Raw genomic sequence first — 17,793 nt, forward strand, 5'->3', positions numbered from 1 at the left:
GTGATGATGGCTTGAAGGATACACCTGTACCCATGCCGAACACAGAAGTTAAGCTTCAACACGCCGAAAGTAGTTGGGGGATCGCTCCCTGCGAGGATAGGACGTTGCCACGCTAAATGATTATTAAAAGACTTGAGGAGTGTTTCTTCTCAGGTCTTTTTTTGATCTTCGTTAAACATCTTACTGATGGAAATATAGAAATCTCGCACTACGTCAAGTCATATTGATATGCGAAAATTCGTCTGTGACGGTTCTTTTTAGTTGTTTAAGATTTAGTGACTACTAATTAAATAAATTTTTGCTAAAGGCTACAAGAAGGCGATAACTATAGGTAACACGTTTTATTATCTTAACACGCTCAATTCCGACAAGTTGAAAGTTGAGACTTTAAGCCAAGTTTAATTCTCTATTTTTGAAAAAATTAAATAAAGATCTGTTAAATTAAGGAAAGTTCTTGTACTATTATTTATGGAGGTTACCTTCTTTTCTGTGTGATTTGGCGATTTCATTGTATCAGAGGGCGGACCTCTTTTTTAGTTTAAAAGCAAAAAAACTGATATTGATATGGAAATACTACTTTCTATATCAATATCAGATATTATAGAGCCGATAATTGTAGTTATGTTACACTATTTACTTCCATCTCATAACGCAAACTGGTTCTGGACAAGCTACATCTTTTTGCAGAAGAGTTAGCTTACCAGTTGTTGGATCGCGCTTGTAAAGGGTAAGATTATCTGTGTTTTGGTTTGAAGCTAAAAGGTAATGTTCATCTTGGTTTAAGTTAAAGTCGCGTGGGAAATCACCTTCAGTAGAAATAGACTGGATATGCTTAACGGTGAAATCTGGTTGAATTTCAAAGACAGCAATTGTGTTTTCTCCCCGATTAGAAGTGTATACAAATTTACCATCGCTTGAAATACGGATAGCTGCTGCTCCATTATGGACAGTCCATGTTGAAGGAATTGTTTTAATTGTCTGTAAGTGCTTAAAAGAAGCATCTGAACTGTTATACTTTAATACTTCTAATTTGCTGCTTAATTCCCCTAATAGGTATGCGTACTTGCCATTTGGGTGGAATGCAATATGACGAGTTCCAAAACCATCCTCACATTTGTAACGTGAAACAGCTGTTAGTTTTCCATTGTCAGATACATCGTAGACAACAACAAGATCCATTCCTAAATCACAAACTACTAACCGGTTGTCGGGAGTTAAGTCAGCATAATGAACATGAGGAGCTTCTTGTTCTGGTTGTGGACCAGTTGCACCTTCATGCAAAACCGAATCAGTTTGGGTAAGAGTGCCGTCTGAATTAATCTTGAACACATCTACTTTAGCAGTGTGGTAATTAGCACTGTAAAGTAAATGACGTTTCTCATCGACACCTACATATGCAGGTGGTGCACCGGCTGCTAAGACTTCACTTAACATCTTTGCATTATTGTCATCTAAGGAATATGAAGCAACTCCCCCTTGATCATCTACTTGCTTAATAGCATAGATCCGACCGTCTTGGCCCACTTGTAGATACGCTGGCTTTTGTGATGGGATTGCCAAGCTTACATCGGTAATTTTTTCTTGATCAGTATCAAGAGTGACCTTGTAAATTCCTTTACTTGTCTTTTTGGTATAAGTTCCAATTAGAAATTGTTCAATCAATTCAATTTCCTCCTTTTTGAAAATGCTTACCTATATAATAGCAATTTGCCCACCGTAATTCTAGCTGTGATACACTGTTCTTAGTATTTTTTATTATTAGTTAATGGAGGAAAGAACGTGAAAAAAGTAGAACGTCAGCGTGAATTAGTAAAAAGTAATATTGATCTGTTCCAATGTCCCGTATGCGAGCAGCCGATGGAAAAAGTAGAAGGAAATAGTCTTGTTTGTATTAATAACCATCGCTTTGACTTTAACCGACATGGATATCTTCATTTCCTTAATGGTGCCGCCAACACTGAATATGGTCGTGAAATGTTTAATTCGCGCCGGCAGCTCCTAAATGCGGGACTATTTCGTCCTATTATTGAAGAAATCAGTAAATTGCTGCCAGCAAAGCCAATGAAGATTTTGGATGTTGGTACTGGTGAAGGAACTCCATTAATGCAATTAAACACTCTTCGCTTGAAATATTCTGATACAATGATTGGATTCGACATTTCTAAACCAGGAATAACTTTAGCAACCCAATTACCTTTAGCAGCATTTTTTTGCGTTGCTGATTTGCGGAAATTACCATTTACTGCACAAAGTTTTGATTTGATTTTAGAATTATTTTCTCCGTCAGATTATCAAGAATTTAATCGGGTCTTAAAAAATAATGGAATGCTAATTAAGGTAATTCCCAATGCTAATTATTTAATTGAATTACGCCACCTTTTATACCAAGATGGAGAGCGTAACTATCAATACGATAACTCGCGGGTTGTAGAATTATTTAAACACCACTATCCGAATAGCCAGATTAAAAAATTAAAGTATCGTTTCAATATTCCAAATGGGTTACAAGAGGCACTGTTGGAAATGACTCCGTTGCATTGGGGAGAAAATGCTAAAAAATTATCCCGAGAAGAACTTGAACAATTATCAACAATCACTGTTGATGTTAGTTTATTAATTACGAAAAAAAGTTAATTTAATATTGCATCTGCGATAATTTAGTGCTAAATTATTATAAGAAATCGTTTGATAATTGACATCGAAATGGATAAATTCGTTGGTGATTATCAAGGAGTACTTCATTAAAGCAGCGTTTCGCCGTGCCCACACCGAGACCCTGCTTTTTTTATTTGTTTAAGGAGATTTTTATTATGACAAACCATATTGTCTTGTTTGAACCGCTTTTTCCAGCTAATACCGGGAATATTGCTCGTACTTGTGCAGGTACGAATACAGAGCTGCATTTAATAAAGCCCCTTGGATTCTCAACAGATGATAAACACATGAAGCGAGCTGGACTGGATTATTGGGATAAAGTAAAAATTACATATCATGAAGACTTGCCTTCATTTATGAAAACAATTCCTGATATCAACCGCTTGTACATTGTTTCAAAATTTGCCACGCATGATTACACCGATGTAGATTATACTGGTGAAGGGGATCATTATTTCTTGTTTGGAAAAGAGACAACAGGGCTACCAGAACGGTTTATGCAAAGATATCCTGAAAATGCTATTCGGATTCCTCAAAATGATGAAAATATTCGGGCATTAAACCTTTCAAATAGCGCCGCAATCGTTATTTATGAAGCACTGCGGCAACAGAACTTTCCCCAATTAGCGCGTGTCCACCGTTATGAATTTGATAAATTAAAGTAGGATTAGGGAGGCAATGATAAGATGGCGAGAAGAAAAAAAGTATCATCCCGCCGGACAAAAGGGCAGACAAAGAAGAGAAAACAGCAATATCGTTTAATCGATAACTTGCTTGGTGTTATTGTTTGCCTGTTAATGTTAGTTGGCTTATTTAATCTAGGAGTATTGGGTACTTTCCTTGATAACTGTTTTAAAATCTTCGTTGGCGAATCTTATCCGCTCGCAATGGTTATTGTGTTCCTGTATGGCTTATGTTTTGCACTTTATAGTCATTGGCCGCATTTTAAGAAACGCTGGATTGCTGGTACGCTTATTGCTTATACCGGATTTTTAATGTGGTTGCAAACTATTATGTTTCAGCGTTTGAATCTTCACGCCAAAATAATTGAAACTACCTGGAATAGTCTTAGTAAGGTTATTTTTAATGGTGATTCGACAGTTTCTGTGGGCGGGGGGATGATTGGCGCTTACTTATATAATGGAAGCAATATTTTAATTTCTGAAGTTGGGACAGCCATTTTAGCATGGTTATTAATGATTATCGGAATTATTATTTTCTTCGCTTTACCATGGCGTGACTTCTTGGTAAAACTAGGAATTGGAATCAAAAAATCCGGAACAGCAATGGCGAATGCTCATGAACAATTAATAAAAAAGAGGTCTGAGAATGTAGCAAGACCAGCCTCTGCTTCTTCAATCAGTGCCCCAATTGCTAGAGCATCACGACAAGTAAAGGATTTCTTTACTGATCAAGAGCCTGAAACATCGACCCCACCATTGGCATCAGCTGCAGTTTCATCATCTCCTACCGCCACAGCAAGCGAACCAACCATTCGGGTAGCAAGTGAAAGCCAGAATGATGAAGAAAGTAATATCAATGGGGACGACACTTCTTCTGAAAATCAAATAGACTCCGAGGGAACATTAACCGGAATCGATGCTAAAGAAGATGATGATTATCAATTACCCCCAATTAGCTTATTGAGTCAAGTGAAAGCGACCGATCAGCAAGAAGACTTACGTAATATTAAGAAAAATACGCAAACTCTTCAGCAGACATTAAAATCTTTTGGTGTCGATGCCACAGTTGAAAATGTTAATCTTGGACCTTCAGTGACAAAGTATGAGTTACGGCCTGCAGTGGGAGTAAAAGTCAGTCGGATTACTCATTTAGCCGATGATTTAGCCCTTGCTTTAGCGGCAAAGGATATTCGGATTGAGGCTCCTATTCCTGGAAAATCACTGATTGGAATCGAAGTGCCGAACCAGCAAATTGCCACTGTTGGATTTAGGGATATGATTGAGAATGCTCCTAATAATGACAAACCGATGGAAGTACCTCTTGGCAGAAGCGTTACTGGCGATGTTAAGATGGCAGACTTAACCAAGATGCCGCACCTCTTAATTGCAGGAGCAACGGGGAGTGGGAAATCAGTTGCTATTAATGTAATTATCACAAGTATCCTATTAAAAGCTAAACCTCATCAGGTTAAAATGTTGATGATTGATCCCAAGAAGGTTGAATTAAGTGTTTATAACGGTATCCCTCATCTACTAAGTCCAGTAGTTTCAGAGCCTAAGAAAGCGGCGCGGGCACTTGGTAAGGTGGTTGCTGAAATGGAGCGCCGATATGAATTATTTGCTAAATTCGGAGTACGAAATCTTGATGGATATAATAAATTTGTCCAGCAACAGAATGATGAGCATCCCGAAGATTCGCAGTCTAAATTACCATTGGTGTTAGTAATTGTTGACGAATTAGCGGATTTAATGATGACTGTTTCTCATGACGTTGAAGATGCAATTGTCCGGATTGCTCAAATGGGACGTGCTGCTGGTATTCATATGATTTTAGCAACGCAGCGCCCATCGGTGGATGTTATTACCGGATTAATCAAAGCCAATGTCCCGTCACGGATTGCTTTTGCCGTTTCGAGTGGGATTGACTCACGAACTATTATTGATACTAACGGAGCTGAAAAACTCCTTGGTCGCGGGGATATGTTATTTGAACCGATCGACCAAAATAAGCCTGTTCGAATTCAAGGAGCATTTATTTCTGATCATGATGTTGAAGCAGTAGTTGATTTTATTAAGAGTGAGAGTGCTGCTGAATACGATGATAATATGGTTGTAACAGATAATGAAATTGAACAAGAAGAGCAGGCTGAAGAGGAAGATGAATTATTTCCAGAGGCATTAGATTTCGTGGTTGATCAGCAGAAAGCATCGACTTCGCTAATCCAACGTCGCTTTAGAATTGGTTATAATCGTGCTGCACGGATTATTGACGATATGGAACAACGTGGCTTTATTGGACCCGCTAATGGTTCAAAACCACGAGAAGTTTATAAACAAAAGGATGAAAATACACTTTAATAGTTTATAATTCAAAACACGAATGGGGCTCTAGTATTCGGTAAAGCCGAATCCTGGAGCCCCATTTATATATGAAACGATTGAGATCTTTAAGGAGTTAAATTAAGTTTAAGGATGCTACTGCACCAAAAATTAATGAGCCGAGCATTGCAATTAACATTAGCCAAATTGCAACCATGGTAATTTTTTGGAAACGAGTTTTCTTTTTTCGTTGCATTATTAACCATCCTTCCATTTTTATCAGTAATAGTAGTGTACCGCATTTTAATTGTCTTTTTCAAATCTTGTTTTAGATTATGTTAAACTAAAACTATTTAGGACATTAAGAAAGGGACTGAAAATCTTGACGGTTAATATTAAAGTCATTATTTTAGAGATTATTTTATTATTAATAGTAGGAGTTGTAGAACATCTTTTATTGAAAATCTCACATAAGGTAAAAAAACATAAACATTTATGGTGGGAATGGACAATTATTTTGTGGATCTTAATTATTTTTAATTTAGGATTTTATTGGCCAGCCTATCCAATTGCTGTTTGGATGATTTTAGCGCTGATATTAATTGGTATTCAGATAGTTCATAATCATGAATTCATTTATCGCCGTTATTGGCCAGTTTTCTGGCGCTATTCTGCATATTATGCATTAATTATATATATTGGTAGCTTGTTTTTTTCTTCATGGTTACCGCTTGTTTAAGAGGCTGGGAAATATCTCAACCTCTTAAATATTTTAAAGGATAAAGATTTCATAGTGCAGTAACTAACTGGCAGCTTAAACTGTTGATTAGCACCTTATTAACCTACCCATCCTTTTACTGTCCAACTTCCGTATATTATTTTAACTTTTTGGGATTTACAGACTATTTAGAACATCTATTACTTTTTGATAAAATTCATAAAATTACGTGGTGAGAAGTGGGGGATTGTGGTAGACTTGACCTATAAAGTGGTAAGGGAGGTTATTAGTCGTGTTAATGGGCGAATTTACTCACACTATTGACGCTAAGGGTCGACTAATAATCCCAGCCAAATTTCGAGAACAATTGGGGACACACTTTATTGTTACTCGGGGGTTAGATGGGTGCTTGTTCGGGTATCCATTAAAAGAATGGGAACTTTTAGAACAGAAACTAAAAGCTTTACCACTAACAAAGCGTGATGCACGTGCATTTGTACGTTTTTTATATTCTGCTGCGACTGATTGTGAAATCGACAAGCAGGGGCGGATTAATATTCCCTCGACTTTGCGAGCCCACGCAGCACTTGAAAAAAAGTGTGTGATAGTTGGCGTTTCCAACCGGTTAGAAGTTTGGAGCGAAGACCGGTGGAATAAATTTACGAGTGATACAGCAGACAATTTTGATGAAATTGCAGAAGATCTTAATATTGATTTTTAATGGAGGTTTTAGTTGATGGCAGAATTTAAACATGTAACGGTACTTTTGAAGGAGGCCGTAGCAGGATTAAATGTGCAATCAACTGGCACTTACGTTGATGCAACATTAGGTGGTGGTGGCCACACGCAGGCGATATTACAACAGCTAGCGGGTGGTCATCTGTATTCTTTTGATCAAGATCAGACTGCAATTGAATATAATAAAGAATACCTAAGAACAGAAATCAATCAGCATAAATTAACATTAGTAGAAGATAATTTTCGCAACTTAAAAGCGGAATTAAATAAGTACAATGTCAATCGTATTGATGGTATTCTTTATGATTTAGGAGTTTCGTCGCCACAGTTTGATGATGCTAAACGCGGCTTTAGTTACCAACATGATGCGCCGCTTGATATGCGGATGAATCAGGAACAAGCACTATCAGCGATGGAAGTAGTTAACGATTGGCCATACGAGCGTTTAGTTAAAATCCTTTACCGATATGGTGAAGAAAAGTTTGCCAAGTCGATTGCAAGAAAAATTGAACAGCGTCGTGCGGTGACACCAATTAGGACAACATTTGAGCTGGTTGACGTAATTAAAGAAGCGATTCCGGCAGCAGCCCGGCGGCATGGCGGTCATCCCGCTAAGAAGAGTTTTCAAGCAATTCGGATTGCCGTTAATGATGAACTGGGTGCTCTAGAGGAATCGTTGGAGCAAGCACTGACCTTGTTGAATGTTGGCGGACGGATTAGTGTAATTACATTCCAATCATTAGAAGACAGATTAGTTAAGACAATGTTTCGGGAGAAAACATCCTTGAGTGCTGATGTGCCACAAGGATTACCTGTAATTCCAGCAGGAATGGAGCCAAATTTTAAACTAATTAACAAAAAACCAATCATAGCTAGTAATCAAGAATTAATTGCAAATCATCGTGCGCATAGTGCCAAGTTGAGAATAATTGAAAGAATTAAAGAAGGAAAGTGACATATTATGGTTTCAAATGCGGCAAGGCAATTAGCAGGGCAAGAACAGCCTCTGCAAATGCCAGAGAAAAAGACTTATCGCCAGCCTCAAACATCACCTCAACCAGTTAGGTGGTCAAAGTTTGAACGTTTTTTAGTAGCTGCGGGGAGTTTAATTACGTTAGTCTTAATGATTAGTCTTCTTTCAACAAAAATTAGTATTAATAATCAGCAACGACATTTGCAAGATGTTCAAACACAAATTAGTAAAGCGAAAAGTAGTAATACAAGTTCGCAGCAAGAAATTGCTGAATTGACGAGTCAATCGCATTTGAAATCAGCAGCACATAAATATGGATTAACAGATAAAAATTCAAATGTAAGGAACGTTAATAAATAATGAATAAGAAGCCACAACGAACGAAAAATAGGGGACATAGAGAAAACCGAGGGACCTTTGGCAAATGGCTCTTTCTAATCACGGTTGGATTGTTTACCTTATTTATCGTTCGTTTTGCGTATATCGCAATAAATAAGGATGTTCAACACGTTAATTTACGATCACAAGCTGAGCAGATTTATACTCAGCAGCGTATAATTCAAGCGCGACGGGGCGACATTTATGATGCCGATGGGAATGCACTGGCAACTGATACTAGCAAGTACACCCTATATGCTGTTTTAGACCGGACGCAAAAATCTTCTGATGGCAAGCCGCTCTACGTTAAAGATCGTAAGAAAACCGCTCAGATTTTATCTCAATATATAAACCTTAAACCGGCTCAAATCGAAAAAGCTCTAAAGCCAAAGGGACAAGCATACCAGGTTGAATTCGGGAGTGCTGGGAGTAATCTTTCTGCATCAACAATGCAAAAAATAAAAAAACGTCATCTACCGGGGATCAATTTTATTGCTACTCCAGCGCGCCAATATCCAGAAGGTGAATTTGCTTCCCAGATAATTGGAATGGCAACTCCCAAGGTAAAGACTAAGAATGGAACAGACGAAACTAATTTAGTCGGTCAATTAGGCTTAGAAGGATATTTTGATAAAGAACTTACCGGAGTAAACGGTTTGCGAAAAGATAAGCAAGATGTATACGGGTACCAAATTGCAAATTCAAAACAAGTAATGAAAAAAGCAGTGAATGGGGATAACATCTACACGACCCTTGACTCGCAAACGCAGCATTTTCTTGAGAATAAAATTAACAAGGCTTATAAGAGCTCCAATGCTAATTCAATGACTGCAGTTGTGATGGAAGCGAAAACAGGTAAGATTATTGCTGCCACACAGCGACCAACCCTTCATGCTGAAAATAATCCTGTCTGGCGAAATATGCTAGTACAGGATGCTTATGAGCCTGGCTCTGTAATGAAGATATTGACTTTAGCAGCTGCTATCGATACGGGACACTTTAATCCCGATGCGACCTTTAATTCAGGAACTTGGGCAATGGGTGGCGGAAAAATTACCGACTGGTCGAGTTCTGGATGGGGAACTATTTCCTATAAAGATGCTTTTGATATGTCTAGTAATGTTGGTTTTGCTCATGTTGAACAGGATATGGGTGCCGATACTTGGATGAAGTATATCAAACGGTTTGGATTACTTAAAAAAGTTAATGTTATCGGAATGGGTAACGAAGTGAATGGGTACACCACTTTTAAGGGTGCGCTTGCTCAGGCTAATACCGCTTTTGGTCAAGGGATAACGGTAAATGCGATGCAAATGATGCAGGCATTTAGTGCAATTGGTAATAATGGTAAGATGATGAAACCATATATTATTAGCCGGATTGTGAATGGCAATAACGGAAAAACTGTTAAACAAGTAAAGCCAGAAGTTGTTGGTCACCCAATAAAAGCATCGACCGCAAAGAAAGTGCTTGGCTATATGCAGGGCGTTATTTATGATCAAAAAGGATTAGGTCATGATTATCAAATCAAAGGATATCGTATTGCCGGAAAGACTGCCACCGCGCAAATTGGTGGAGCGCATGGTTACTCAACTGGTGATACTAATTACCTTTACTCATTTGTTGGGATGGCTCCTGCTAAAAATCCTAAATATATTATGTACGTAACGCTTCGGCAGCCGCAAAACTTAAAGAAACCAGCTACTAAGCAAATTGCGAGTGTCTTTAATCCAACAATGAAAATGTTGTTAAGTCAGCAGAAAGTAGCAGAAAAAGCTAAGCGAAAAGTTATTACTATGCCTAATGTTATTGGCGAGACAACCCAGAAGGCTAATAGTCAATTGTCTAAAAAGGGAATGCAGGTTGTTATAGTTGGTTCTAAAGGAAAAGTTAAGCAACAATCTGCTGAGCCTAATCAACAGGTATTGACTGATCAACACGTTATTTTGGATGCGGGTGGTGAATATCGGATGCCTGATATTTCCGGCTGGAGTTCTGCCGATGTTCAGCAGCTTGCCAGGATCCTAAAATTAAATGTAAAAGAAAACGGTACTGGCTACGTTACTCAGCAAAGCATCTCACCAAACACACCAATTAAGCGTGGTACAACATTAACTGTTCAATATGAAGCTAAAAACTAGCATATAAACTAATCGGAGGTAAATATGAATTTCTTAAGTGCAGTTTTGACAATTCTTAGTTCATTTTTAATCACATTCCTATTAATGCCCTCACTAATTAAATATTTCCGGGCAAAAAAAGAAGGACAGCAGATTCGAAAAGAAGGTCCGACTTGGCATGCTAAAAAAGCAGGGACACCAACGATGGGCGGTTTACTATTTATTTTTTCAGCGGTAGTAACTGTTTTATGGGTAGCTGCTTGGCAGGGCTTAATAACTAATACGTTATGGGCTCTTCTCTTCGTTCTGGTTGTCTATGGTTTAATTGGGATGTGGGATGATAGTATCAAGATCTTTCACCATCAAAATGAAGGATTTAAGCCATGGCAAAAGGCGCTATGTCAAGTGTTAGCTGCAATGGTCTTTACTGTTATCTATCAGCATGAAGGATTCCAAATGGGCTTCGGGACAACTCAAATTGGTTGGCTTTACGGCTTATTCATTATTTTTTGGATTGTTGGTTTTTCAAATGCGGTCAACCTTACTGACGGCTTAGATGGGCTAGTTAGTGGTTTATCAATCACTTCATTTGCTGCATATTTGATTATTGCACTGGTAAACTTAAACCAACCCGGCTATCCGGAAATTGCTCTTTTCTGTTTAGCGATGATTGGAACGCTGCTTGGTTTCTTCCCATACAACCATAAACCTGCCAAAATTTTTATGGGTGACATGGGATCGTTAGCTATTGGTGCTTCACTTGCTGCTGTTTCATTATTACTGCACCACGAATGGTCATTACTGGTTATTGGGATTGTTTATGTTTGCGAAACTGCTAGTGTTATCCTTCAAGTGGCTTCATTTAAGACAACAGGTAAACGAATCTTTAAGATGACTCCAATCCATCATCATTTTGAAATGAGCGGCTGGAGTGAATGGAAAATTGATATTGTTTTTTGGCTTATTGGTTTAGTAGCATCAATTATTGCTGTTACGACAATCTTATTAGTTGGTTAGGAGTAAGAATAAATGAAGAAAATTGACAAATATCAAGGAAAAAAAGTTCTTGTAATGGGATTTGGAATTAGCGGAATTAATGCTGCTCATTTGCTAGTAAAACTCGGTGCAGATGTTACAGCTAATGATAAGGCAACTCCTAAAGATAATAAGGTTATTGAGGATTTAGAAGCTGACGGTATTAAAGTGATTACTGGTGACAACCCTCTTTCGCTCGCTAATGAAGGTTTTGACATAGTGGTTAAAAATCCAGGAATACCATATGATAATTCACTTGTCGCAGAATTTGTAAAAAAAGGGACACCGATTATTACAGAAGCAGAATTAGGCTGGCAAATTTTTGATGGGCATTTAGTAAGTGTTACTGGAAGTAATGGTAAAACAACAACCACTACATTGACTCAATTGATGATTGCTGAAAATGCAAAACATCAAGTAAAGTATGCAGGTAATATTGGGATCTCATTTAGTAAGGTTGCAGAAAGCTTGGGACCTGATGATACTCTTGTTACTGAATTATCAAGTTTCCAGTTATTAGGTGCGCCAACGATTCATCCGCATATTGCAATTATTACTAATATTTTTTCAAATCACCTGGATTATCATAAAACACGGGAAAATTATATTAATGCTAAGCTGAATATTACGCGCAATCAAACTAAAGATGACTTTTTAGTAATTAACTGGGACCGTGATGAATGGCAGAAAATTGCTCAACGGAGCCAGGCGACCATTGTTCCTTTCTCGCGCTTGAATAAGAGTCATGACGGAAGCTATGTTGAAAACGGAATTATTTATTGGCGCGGCGAAAAAGTTATGGCGACAAAGGATATTCGTCTCATTGGACCGCAAAATGTTGAAAATGCTTTAGCAGCAATTGCAGCCGCAAAACTAAGCGGTGTTACAAATGAAGCCATCGAAAAGGTGTTAACAACATTTAGCGGGGTTCGTCACCGTCTCCAATACGTGCTGGAATATCAAGATCGTCTTTTCTATAATGATTCAAAGTCAACTGACATTGAGGCCACTGAAGTAGCACTTCAAGGATTTGACCGACCAGTAATTCTTTTAGCAGGGGGGCTTGATCGTGGATATACATTTGAGCGCCTCGTTCCTTATTTTAAGAAGCATGTTAAAGCAATTATCGTTTTTGGAGAATGCAAGGATAAGATGAAGGATGCTGCTGAACAAGCGGGAATCCCTTCGATTGTTGAAAGTGAGAATGCAATTACCGCTGTACCTGAAGCTTGGAAACTAAGCGAACCCGGGGATGTTATTTTATTATCACCGGCTAATGCAAGTTGGGATCAATTCCCTAGTTTTGAAGTTCGTGGTGATAAATTTATTGAAGCAGTTGAAAAATTAACAGGAAAGAAGGAGCAATAAGATGCGATTATTAGTATCAGGCGGTGGTACAGGCGGCCATATTTATCCGGCATTAGCATTGATTGAACGCCTTAAAGAAGTTGAACCAGATACCGAAGTACTATATGTTGGAACAACTCGTGGACTTGAAAATAAAATCGTTCCAGATGCTGGAATAAAGCTTGAAACGATGCATATGCAGGGATTTAAGCGGTCACTTTCCTTAGAAAATATTAAGACTGTCTATTTGTTTTTGAATTCTGTTCATCACGCTAAAAAGATTGTCAAAGATTTTAAGCCAGATGTGGTTCTTGGTACGGGCGGCTATGTTAGCGGAGCAGTTTTATATGCTGCTGCCAAAAAACATATTCCAACGGTTATTCATGAACAGAACAGTGTTGTTGGCGTTACAAACAAATTTTTAAGCCGTTATGTAGACCAGATTGCAATTGCATTTGAGGCAGCGCGTAACCAATTTCCAGCTGATAAGGTTACAATGGCAGGAAATCCTCGTGCTCAACAAGTTGCTGCTCAAAAAGACAGTGATTTCTCTTGGACAAGCTATGGTCTAAAGGATGATGTACCAACATTAATGGTTTTTGGGGGTAGTCAAGGAGCGCCTAAAATTAATAAGACGGTCGTTGATGCTATTCCTGAATTCAACAAGCGACCGTACCAAGTTATCTTTGCAACTGGGCAAAAGCGTTATGATGATGTAAAAAAGCAATTAGAAACAGCGAACATTAAACCAGCTGATAATGTTAAAGTAGTACCTTATATAAAGGATATGCCAGCTAAAATGCCTAAAGTAGCAGCGTTAGTATCGCGGGCAGGAGCAACTACTATTGCTGAAGTAACGGCGCTGGGTGTCCCAACAATTCTTATTCCTAGTCCTTATGTTACTGCAAATCATCAAGTAAAAAATGCTCAGGCGCTAGTTAAAAATAATGCCGGGCTGATGATTACGGAAGACAAGTTAGATGTGCGTTCCTTGTTAACTCAGGCTGATAAAATTATGGAAAACGCTCAATTGCGTAAAGAGATGGCTGCAGCTGCTCGAAAGATGGGCCGGCCAGATGCAGCAGACCGGTTGATCAAGGTCTTGCATAAGGCGATTGATGAACATCAAAATTAAAAAATAAGCTGAAAGGAGGAGAAAAAGTGGAAAATAATAAATCGGCTGTTGAACATCATAAATACTCAGGGCGTTTAACAGAACTAGAAAAGCGAAGTGTTGCTGCTCAACAACGGCAACGGAATAAAAAATCTGCTAAAGCTCATATTGGGAATAAGATCCATGGGATTAAAGTTAAGCGTTATGTTTCCAATGGTGAACGGGTATTAAAGTTAGTTATTTTATTTAGCTTAATTCTCCTCCTAATGCTTTATATTATTTCGCCTTATAGTAAGGTTAAGAACTTAGAAGTAAAAGGGAATCATGATCTGACAAAAGCGCAGGTTGAAAAGGAGACCAAGATTTATCCAGGACGCTTTATCTGGGGCGTTTACCTAGGCCGGCACCAGATTATTAATGATGCTAAAAAACAAAATCCGCAAATTAAAAATTTAGTGATTAAGGTAACCGGCCCGCAGTCCCTTCAGCTGGTAGTAAAAGAAAATGCGCTTTTAGGGACAGCAGTAATGAATAATGATACATATGCAGTTTTAGCAAATGGCCAGTTACAACGAACCAAAACTGCTGACAATGGGATTGCTTATAAACGGTTTGACGGCCATCAAGAGGCACTGGCAATAACTGCTGGTCAACTTGGTAAATTAAAACCAGCAATTAGAAATGGTATCTCAAGTGTGAGCTATCAGCCAACGAAGGAATATCCTGATCGAATTATTATCTATATGCGCGATGGCAATACAGTCTATGCTGACTTAAATACAGTTGGTGATAAGCTTGCCTACTACCCGGCAATTGCAGCTAACATGAAAGATAAAGGGGTAATTGACCTTCAGGTAGGAGCATATTCCTATAGTTATGATTCTAAGGATAAATGATTTTGTGAAAAACCTTGATAATTCTCTTTTTTGTCATTGTTTATGTGTGGTAAAATCTTATGTAGGTTAAATAAATTATAAATAATTCAGTTAATAATAGTCTTAGGAGGGTTCCTTTTAGAATGAATAATTCAGAAGTATACGTTGGATTAGATATTGGAACCACCTCGATCAAGGCACTGGTGTGTGAAAGTGTTAAGGGTCAGTTGAAAGTTATTGGTGTTGGTGTAGAACGATCGGCAGGATTAAACCGAGGAGTTATTGTCGACATTGATAAAACCGCCCAGGCAATTTCGGCGGCGGTAGCACAGGCCGAGGAAAAGTCCAACGTTGAAATTAAAAGTGTTGTAGTTGGCTTACCGGCAAATTACTTACAAATGCAACGGGTTCACGGTATGATTACAATTGCAACAAGAGGACAGTCAAGAGAGATTGTCAACCAAGATGTAATTGATGTTGCGCGAGAAGCATTAACGCAAAGTATTCCACCGGAACGTGAAATAATTGATTTAATTCCAACAGAATTTACTGTAGATGGTTTCTCTGGTATTAAAGATCCTCGGGGGATGGTCGGCGTTCGTTTAGAAATGAAGGCGACTCTTTATACGGGTCCTAAGACCATTATTCACAACACAAAGAAAGCTGTTCAACAGGCAGGGTATGATATTAAAGATTTTGTCATTACACCAATTGCTACAGATTTTAACCTCTTAAATGATGGGGAACAGGACTTTGGAACAGTTGTAATTGATTTAGGCGGTGGTCAAACCACTACCAGTATCATTCATGATCATCAATTAAAATATACTTATGTTGATCCTGAAGGCGGAAAATATATTACAAAAGATATTTCTACCGTTATGAATACATCATTAAAAAATGCCGAACAGCTTAAGCTTAACCATGGATATGCAATGGCATCCTTAGCTGATGAAGATGTGCAGGTAGATGTTGATGTTGTTGGACAAAATGAACCTGTCCAATATTCAGAGCAGTATTTATCAGAAATAATTGAAGCACGGGTACGACAAATTTTTGACCGTATCCAAAGCAAACTAAAAGCTATCCATGCCCCTGAATTACCTGGGGGCGTGGTATTAATTGGCGGAGTGGCTGCTTTACCAGGTATTAAAGAACTTGCTGAGCAGTACTTTACTGGTAATATTAAGGTGAGTGTCCCAGAACAAATGGGAATTCGTCACCCTCGCTACGCTGTTAGTTTGGCGTTGGGAATGTATGAAAATCAATTGTCAGATATCGATCGTTTAATTAAGCAAACGGTTCAACGAATTGATACAATTAAGAGTCCACATGAAGAAAAGACACAGTCAATTAGTACTAATAGTCAAAGATGGACGGAAGAACCAACTAAATTACAACAAACACAGCGTCCAGTTACTGAGGAACCGCAGCCAAAGAAGAAGAAGCAAAATGGGCTTAGTAACCGGTTTAAAAATATTTTTAATAACCTATTTGACTAATTTAACGGAGGAATACTGCTATGGATAACGAAACGTTCACTAACGAAAACCAATTCGCGGAAGCACGAATCAAAGTAATTGGTGTTGGTGGTGGTGGCGGTAATGCCGTCAACCGAATGATTGCTGAAAAAGTGCAAGGAGTTGACTTTATTGTTGCTAACACCGATTTACAAGCATTAAATAATTCTGAAGCTACGACTAAGATTCGTCTCGGACCTAAGTTAACTAAAGGTTTAGGTGCGGGTTCCAATCCAGAAGTTGGCGAAAAAGCTGCTCAAGAAAGTGAAGAGCAAATTAAAAAAGCCTTAGAAGGAGCCGATATGGTCTTTATCACAGCCGGAATGGGCGGTGGTACTGGTACCGGTGCAGCACCGGTTGTTGCTAAGCTTGCAAAGGATAGCGGAGCATTAACTGTTGGTGTTGTTACACGGCCATTTTCATTTGAAGGACCGCGTCGGGCACGATATGCTGCTGAAGGACTTGAAAAGTTAAAGTCAAATGTTGACACTTTAATTATTGTTGCTAATAATCGTTTGCTAGAAATGATTGATAAGAAGACCCCAATGATGGAAGCATTTAAGGAAGCGGATAATGTTCTTCGTCAAGGTGTACAAGGAATTTCTGATTTAATTGTTACTCCTGGATATATTAATCTTGACTTTGCTGATATTAAGACCTTAATGTCTAACCAAGGTTCTGCCTTAATGGGGGTTGGTGCTTCAACTGGTGAGAACCGTGCAACAGAAGCTACTAAGAAAGCTATTTCTTCCCCGTTACTTGAAGTATCAATTGATGGGGCTCAACATGTCTTAATGGACATTACGGGTGGTAAGGACTTATCAATGTTTGAAGCACAAGAAGCTTCTGATGTTATTAAGCAAGCTGCTGGGACTAATGTTGATATTTCATTTGGTATGTCTCTTAATGAGTCAATGGGTGATGAAGTACGAGTTACTGTAATCGCTACTGGAATCGATAAGAAAAAGAAGATCCAACAACAAAAGCCAGCAGAAAATGATGCTCCGCGGGTAACACGTTCTGTTTCACGTGAAGAACAACCAGTTGAACAACCTCAACCTAAATCACGTGATCCTTTTGATGGATGGAATGATCCAACAGCCGACACCAATAATCAAACTCGTAATTCTGACAATGAGTTTTCTCATGTTACTAAGCCAGAATTTAATGTATTTAACGATGATGCGGCTAATACGGATGACAATGATGATACTAACTTATCGACTCCACCGTTCTTCAAGAATCGTCGTAAGTAAAATATTAAATTAAAGAGGTGGATCAAATAATCCGCCTTTTTATGTCTAAACTCATTAAGGAG

General features: G+C 38.4%; 16 protein-coding genes and 1 rRNA gene. 15 read left to right on the top strand and 2 right to left on the bottom strand.

What is annotated here, in order from left to right:
• A 5S ribosomal RNA gene (rrf, locus tag H5S41_RS05475) occupies positions 1-113 on the top strand; the annotation flags it as partial.
• A gap of 520 nt (positions 114-633) precedes the next feature.
• Here the strand turns inward: rrf and H5S41_RS05480 are convergent.
• On the bottom strand, positions 634-1,662 hold the full coding sequence (locus tag H5S41_RS05480) for a lactonase family protein (RefSeq protein ID WP_182602631.1): 1,029 nt from the start codon (positions 1,660-1,662) through the stop codon (positions 634-636).
• A 117-nt stretch (positions 1,663-1,779) separates the two neighbouring features.
• Between H5S41_RS05480 and H5S41_RS05485 the strand changes: the two genes are divergently transcribed.
• The 3 genes from H5S41_RS05485 to H5S41_RS05495 all read left to right on the top strand — a co-directional run bounded on the left by H5S41_RS05485 (position 1,780) and on the right by H5S41_RS05495 (position 5,696).
• Positions 1,780-2,634 (top strand): methyltransferase domain-containing protein, encoded by an 855-nt coding sequence (locus H5S41_RS05485; protein WP_182602632.1) that lies wholly within the window; start codon positions 1,780-1,782, stop codon positions 2,632-2,634.
• Between the two features lie 176 nt (positions 2,635-2,810).
• On the top strand, positions 2,811-3,320 hold the full coding sequence (gene trmL, locus H5S41_RS05490) for a tRNA (uridine(34)/cytosine(34)/5-carboxymethylaminomethyluridine(34)-2'-O)-methyltransferase TrmL (protein ID WP_182602633.1): 510 nt from the start codon (positions 2,811-2,813) through the stop codon (positions 3,318-3,320).
• A 21-nt stretch (positions 3,321-3,341) separates the two neighbouring features.
• Complete coding sequence (locus H5S41_RS05495) at positions 3,342-5,696, top strand: FtsK/SpoIIIE family DNA translocase (RefSeq protein ID WP_182602634.1); 2,355 nt, start codon at positions 3,342-3,344, stop codon at positions 5,694-5,696.
• Positions 5,697-5,793: 97 nt separating this feature from the next.
• Here the strand turns inward: H5S41_RS05495 and H5S41_RS05500 are convergent, their stop codons facing one another.
• Positions 5,794-5,913: a DUF4044 domain-containing protein gene (locus H5S41_RS05500; RefSeq protein WP_003666746.1), complete on the bottom strand. Its 120-nt coding sequence runs from the start codon at positions 5,911-5,913 to the stop codon at positions 5,794-5,796.
• Positions 5,914-6,039: 126 nt separating this feature from the next.
• Here H5S41_RS05500 and H5S41_RS05505 point away from each other — a divergent pair, with 126 nt between their 5' ends.
• From H5S41_RS05505 to ftsZ, 11 genes are all read left to right on the top strand, one after another.
• The gene (locus H5S41_RS05505; protein ID WP_182597966.1) at positions 6,040-6,396 is read left to right on the top strand and encodes a DUF3397 family protein; all 357 of its coding nucleotides are present in this window, start codon (positions 6,040-6,042) and stop codon (positions 6,394-6,396) included.
• A gap of 271 nt (positions 6,397-6,667) precedes the next feature.
• Positions 6,668-7,096 (top strand): division/cell wall cluster transcriptional repressor MraZ, encoded by a 429-nt coding sequence (mraZ, locus tag H5S41_RS05510; protein WP_163705564.1) that lies wholly within the window; start codon positions 6,668-6,670, stop codon positions 7,094-7,096.
• 15 nt (positions 7,097-7,111) lie between these two features.
• On the top strand, positions 7,112-8,068 hold the full coding sequence (gene rsmH / locus H5S41_RS05515; protein ID WP_182602635.1) for a 16S rRNA (cytosine(1402)-N(4))-methyltransferase RsmH: 957 nt from the start codon (positions 7,112-7,114) through the stop codon (positions 8,066-8,068).
• Positions 8,069-8,074: 6 nt separating this feature from the next.
• Entirely contained in the window at positions 8,075-8,446 is a 372-nt protein-coding gene (gene ftsL2 / locus H5S41_RS05520; RefSeq protein ID WP_153710636.1) for a cell division protein FtsL, read from the top strand.
• Positions 8,446-10,605 carry a PASTA domain-containing penicillin-binding protein gene (locus H5S41_RS05525; RefSeq protein ID WP_182602636.1) on the top strand — a complete coding sequence of 720 codons (2,160 nt, stop codon included), beginning with the start codon at positions 8,446-8,448 and terminating at the stop codon, positions 10,603-10,605. The genes ftsL2 and H5S41_RS05525 overlap by 1 nt, the downstream gene beginning before the upstream one ends.
• Positions 10,606-10,629: 24 nt before the next feature.
• Entirely contained in the window at positions 10,630-11,601 is a 972-nt protein-coding gene (mraY, locus tag H5S41_RS05530) for a phospho-N-acetylmuramoyl-pentapeptide-transferase (RefSeq protein WP_182602637.1), read from the top strand.
• A 12-nt stretch (positions 11,602-11,613) separates the two neighbouring features.
• The gene (gene murD / locus H5S41_RS05535; RefSeq protein WP_182602638.1) at positions 11,614-12,987 is read left to right on the top strand and encodes a UDP-N-acetylmuramoyl-L-alanine--D-glutamate ligase; all 1,374 of its coding nucleotides are present in this window, start codon (positions 11,614-11,616) and stop codon (positions 12,985-12,987) included.
• A 1-nt stretch (position 12,988) separates the two neighbouring features.
• Positions 12,989-14,101, top strand: a complete 1,113-nt coding sequence (murG, locus tag H5S41_RS05540; RefSeq protein ID WP_182597960.1) for an undecaprenyldiphospho-muramoylpentapeptide beta-N-acetylglucosaminyltransferase — start codon at positions 12,989-12,991, stop codon at positions 14,099-14,101.
• 26 nt (positions 14,102-14,127) lie between these two features.
• Positions 14,128-14,976: a cell division protein FtsQ/DivIB gene (locus tag H5S41_RS05545; RefSeq protein ID WP_182602639.1), complete on the top strand. Its 849-nt coding sequence runs from the start codon at positions 14,128-14,130 to the stop codon at positions 14,974-14,976.
• Between the two features lie 122 nt (positions 14,977-15,098).
• Positions 15,099-16,457 (top strand): cell division protein FtsA, encoded by a 1,359-nt coding sequence (gene ftsA, locus H5S41_RS05550; RefSeq protein ID WP_182602640.1) that lies wholly within the window; start codon positions 15,099-15,101, stop codon positions 16,455-16,457.
• Between the two features lie 20 nt (positions 16,458-16,477).
• Positions 16,478-17,731 carry a cell division protein FtsZ gene (gene ftsZ, locus H5S41_RS05555; protein WP_182602641.1) on the top strand — a complete coding sequence of 418 codons (1,254 nt, stop codon included), beginning with the start codon at positions 16,478-16,480 and terminating at the stop codon, positions 17,729-17,731.
• Positions 17,732-17,793 lie beyond the last annotated feature (62 nt).

The sequence above is a fragment of the Limosilactobacillus albertensis genome (assembly GCF_014145555.1).
GTDB lineage: Bacteria > Bacillota > Bacilli > Lactobacillales > Lactobacillaceae > Limosilactobacillus > Limosilactobacillus albertensis.

Coding starts and splice junctions, on each gene's coding strand:
- trmL (WP_182602633.1), top strand. CDS start 2,811: ATGACAAACCATATTGTCTTGTTTGAACCGCTTTTTCCAGCTAATACC.
- H5S41_RS05495 (WP_182602634.1), top strand. CDS start 3,342: ATGGCGAGAAGAAAAAAAGTATCATCCCGCCGGACAAAAGGGCAGACA.
- H5S41_RS05500 (WP_003666746.1), bottom strand. CDS start 5,913: ATGCAACGAAAAAAGAAAACTCGTTTCCAAAAAATTACCATGGTTGCA.
- rsmH (WP_182602635.1), top strand. CDS start 7,112: ATGGCAGAATTTAAACATGTAACGGTACTTTTGAAGGAGGCCGTAGCA.
- ftsL2 (WP_153710636.1), top strand. CDS start 8,075: ATGGTTTCAAATGCGGCAAGGCAATTAGCAGGGCAAGAACAGCCTCTG.
- H5S41_RS05525 (WP_182602636.1), top strand. CDS start 8,446: ATGAATAAGAAGCCACAACGAACGAAAAATAGGGGACATAGAGAAAAC.
- mraY (WP_182602637.1), top strand. CDS start 10,630: ATGAATTTCTTAAGTGCAGTTTTGACAATTCTTAGTTCATTTTTAATC.
- murD (WP_182602638.1), top strand. CDS start 11,614: ATGAAGAAAATTGACAAATATCAAGGAAAAAAAGTTCTTGTAATGGGA.
- murG (WP_182597960.1), top strand. CDS start 12,989: ATGCGATTATTAGTATCAGGCGGTGGTACAGGCGGCCATATTTATCCG.
- ftsA (WP_182602640.1), top strand. CDS start 15,099: ATGAATAATTCAGAAGTATACGTTGGATTAGATATTGGAACCACCTCG.
- ftsZ (WP_182602641.1), top strand. CDS start 16,478: ATGGATAACGAAACGTTCACTAACGAAAACCAATTCGCGGAAGCACGA.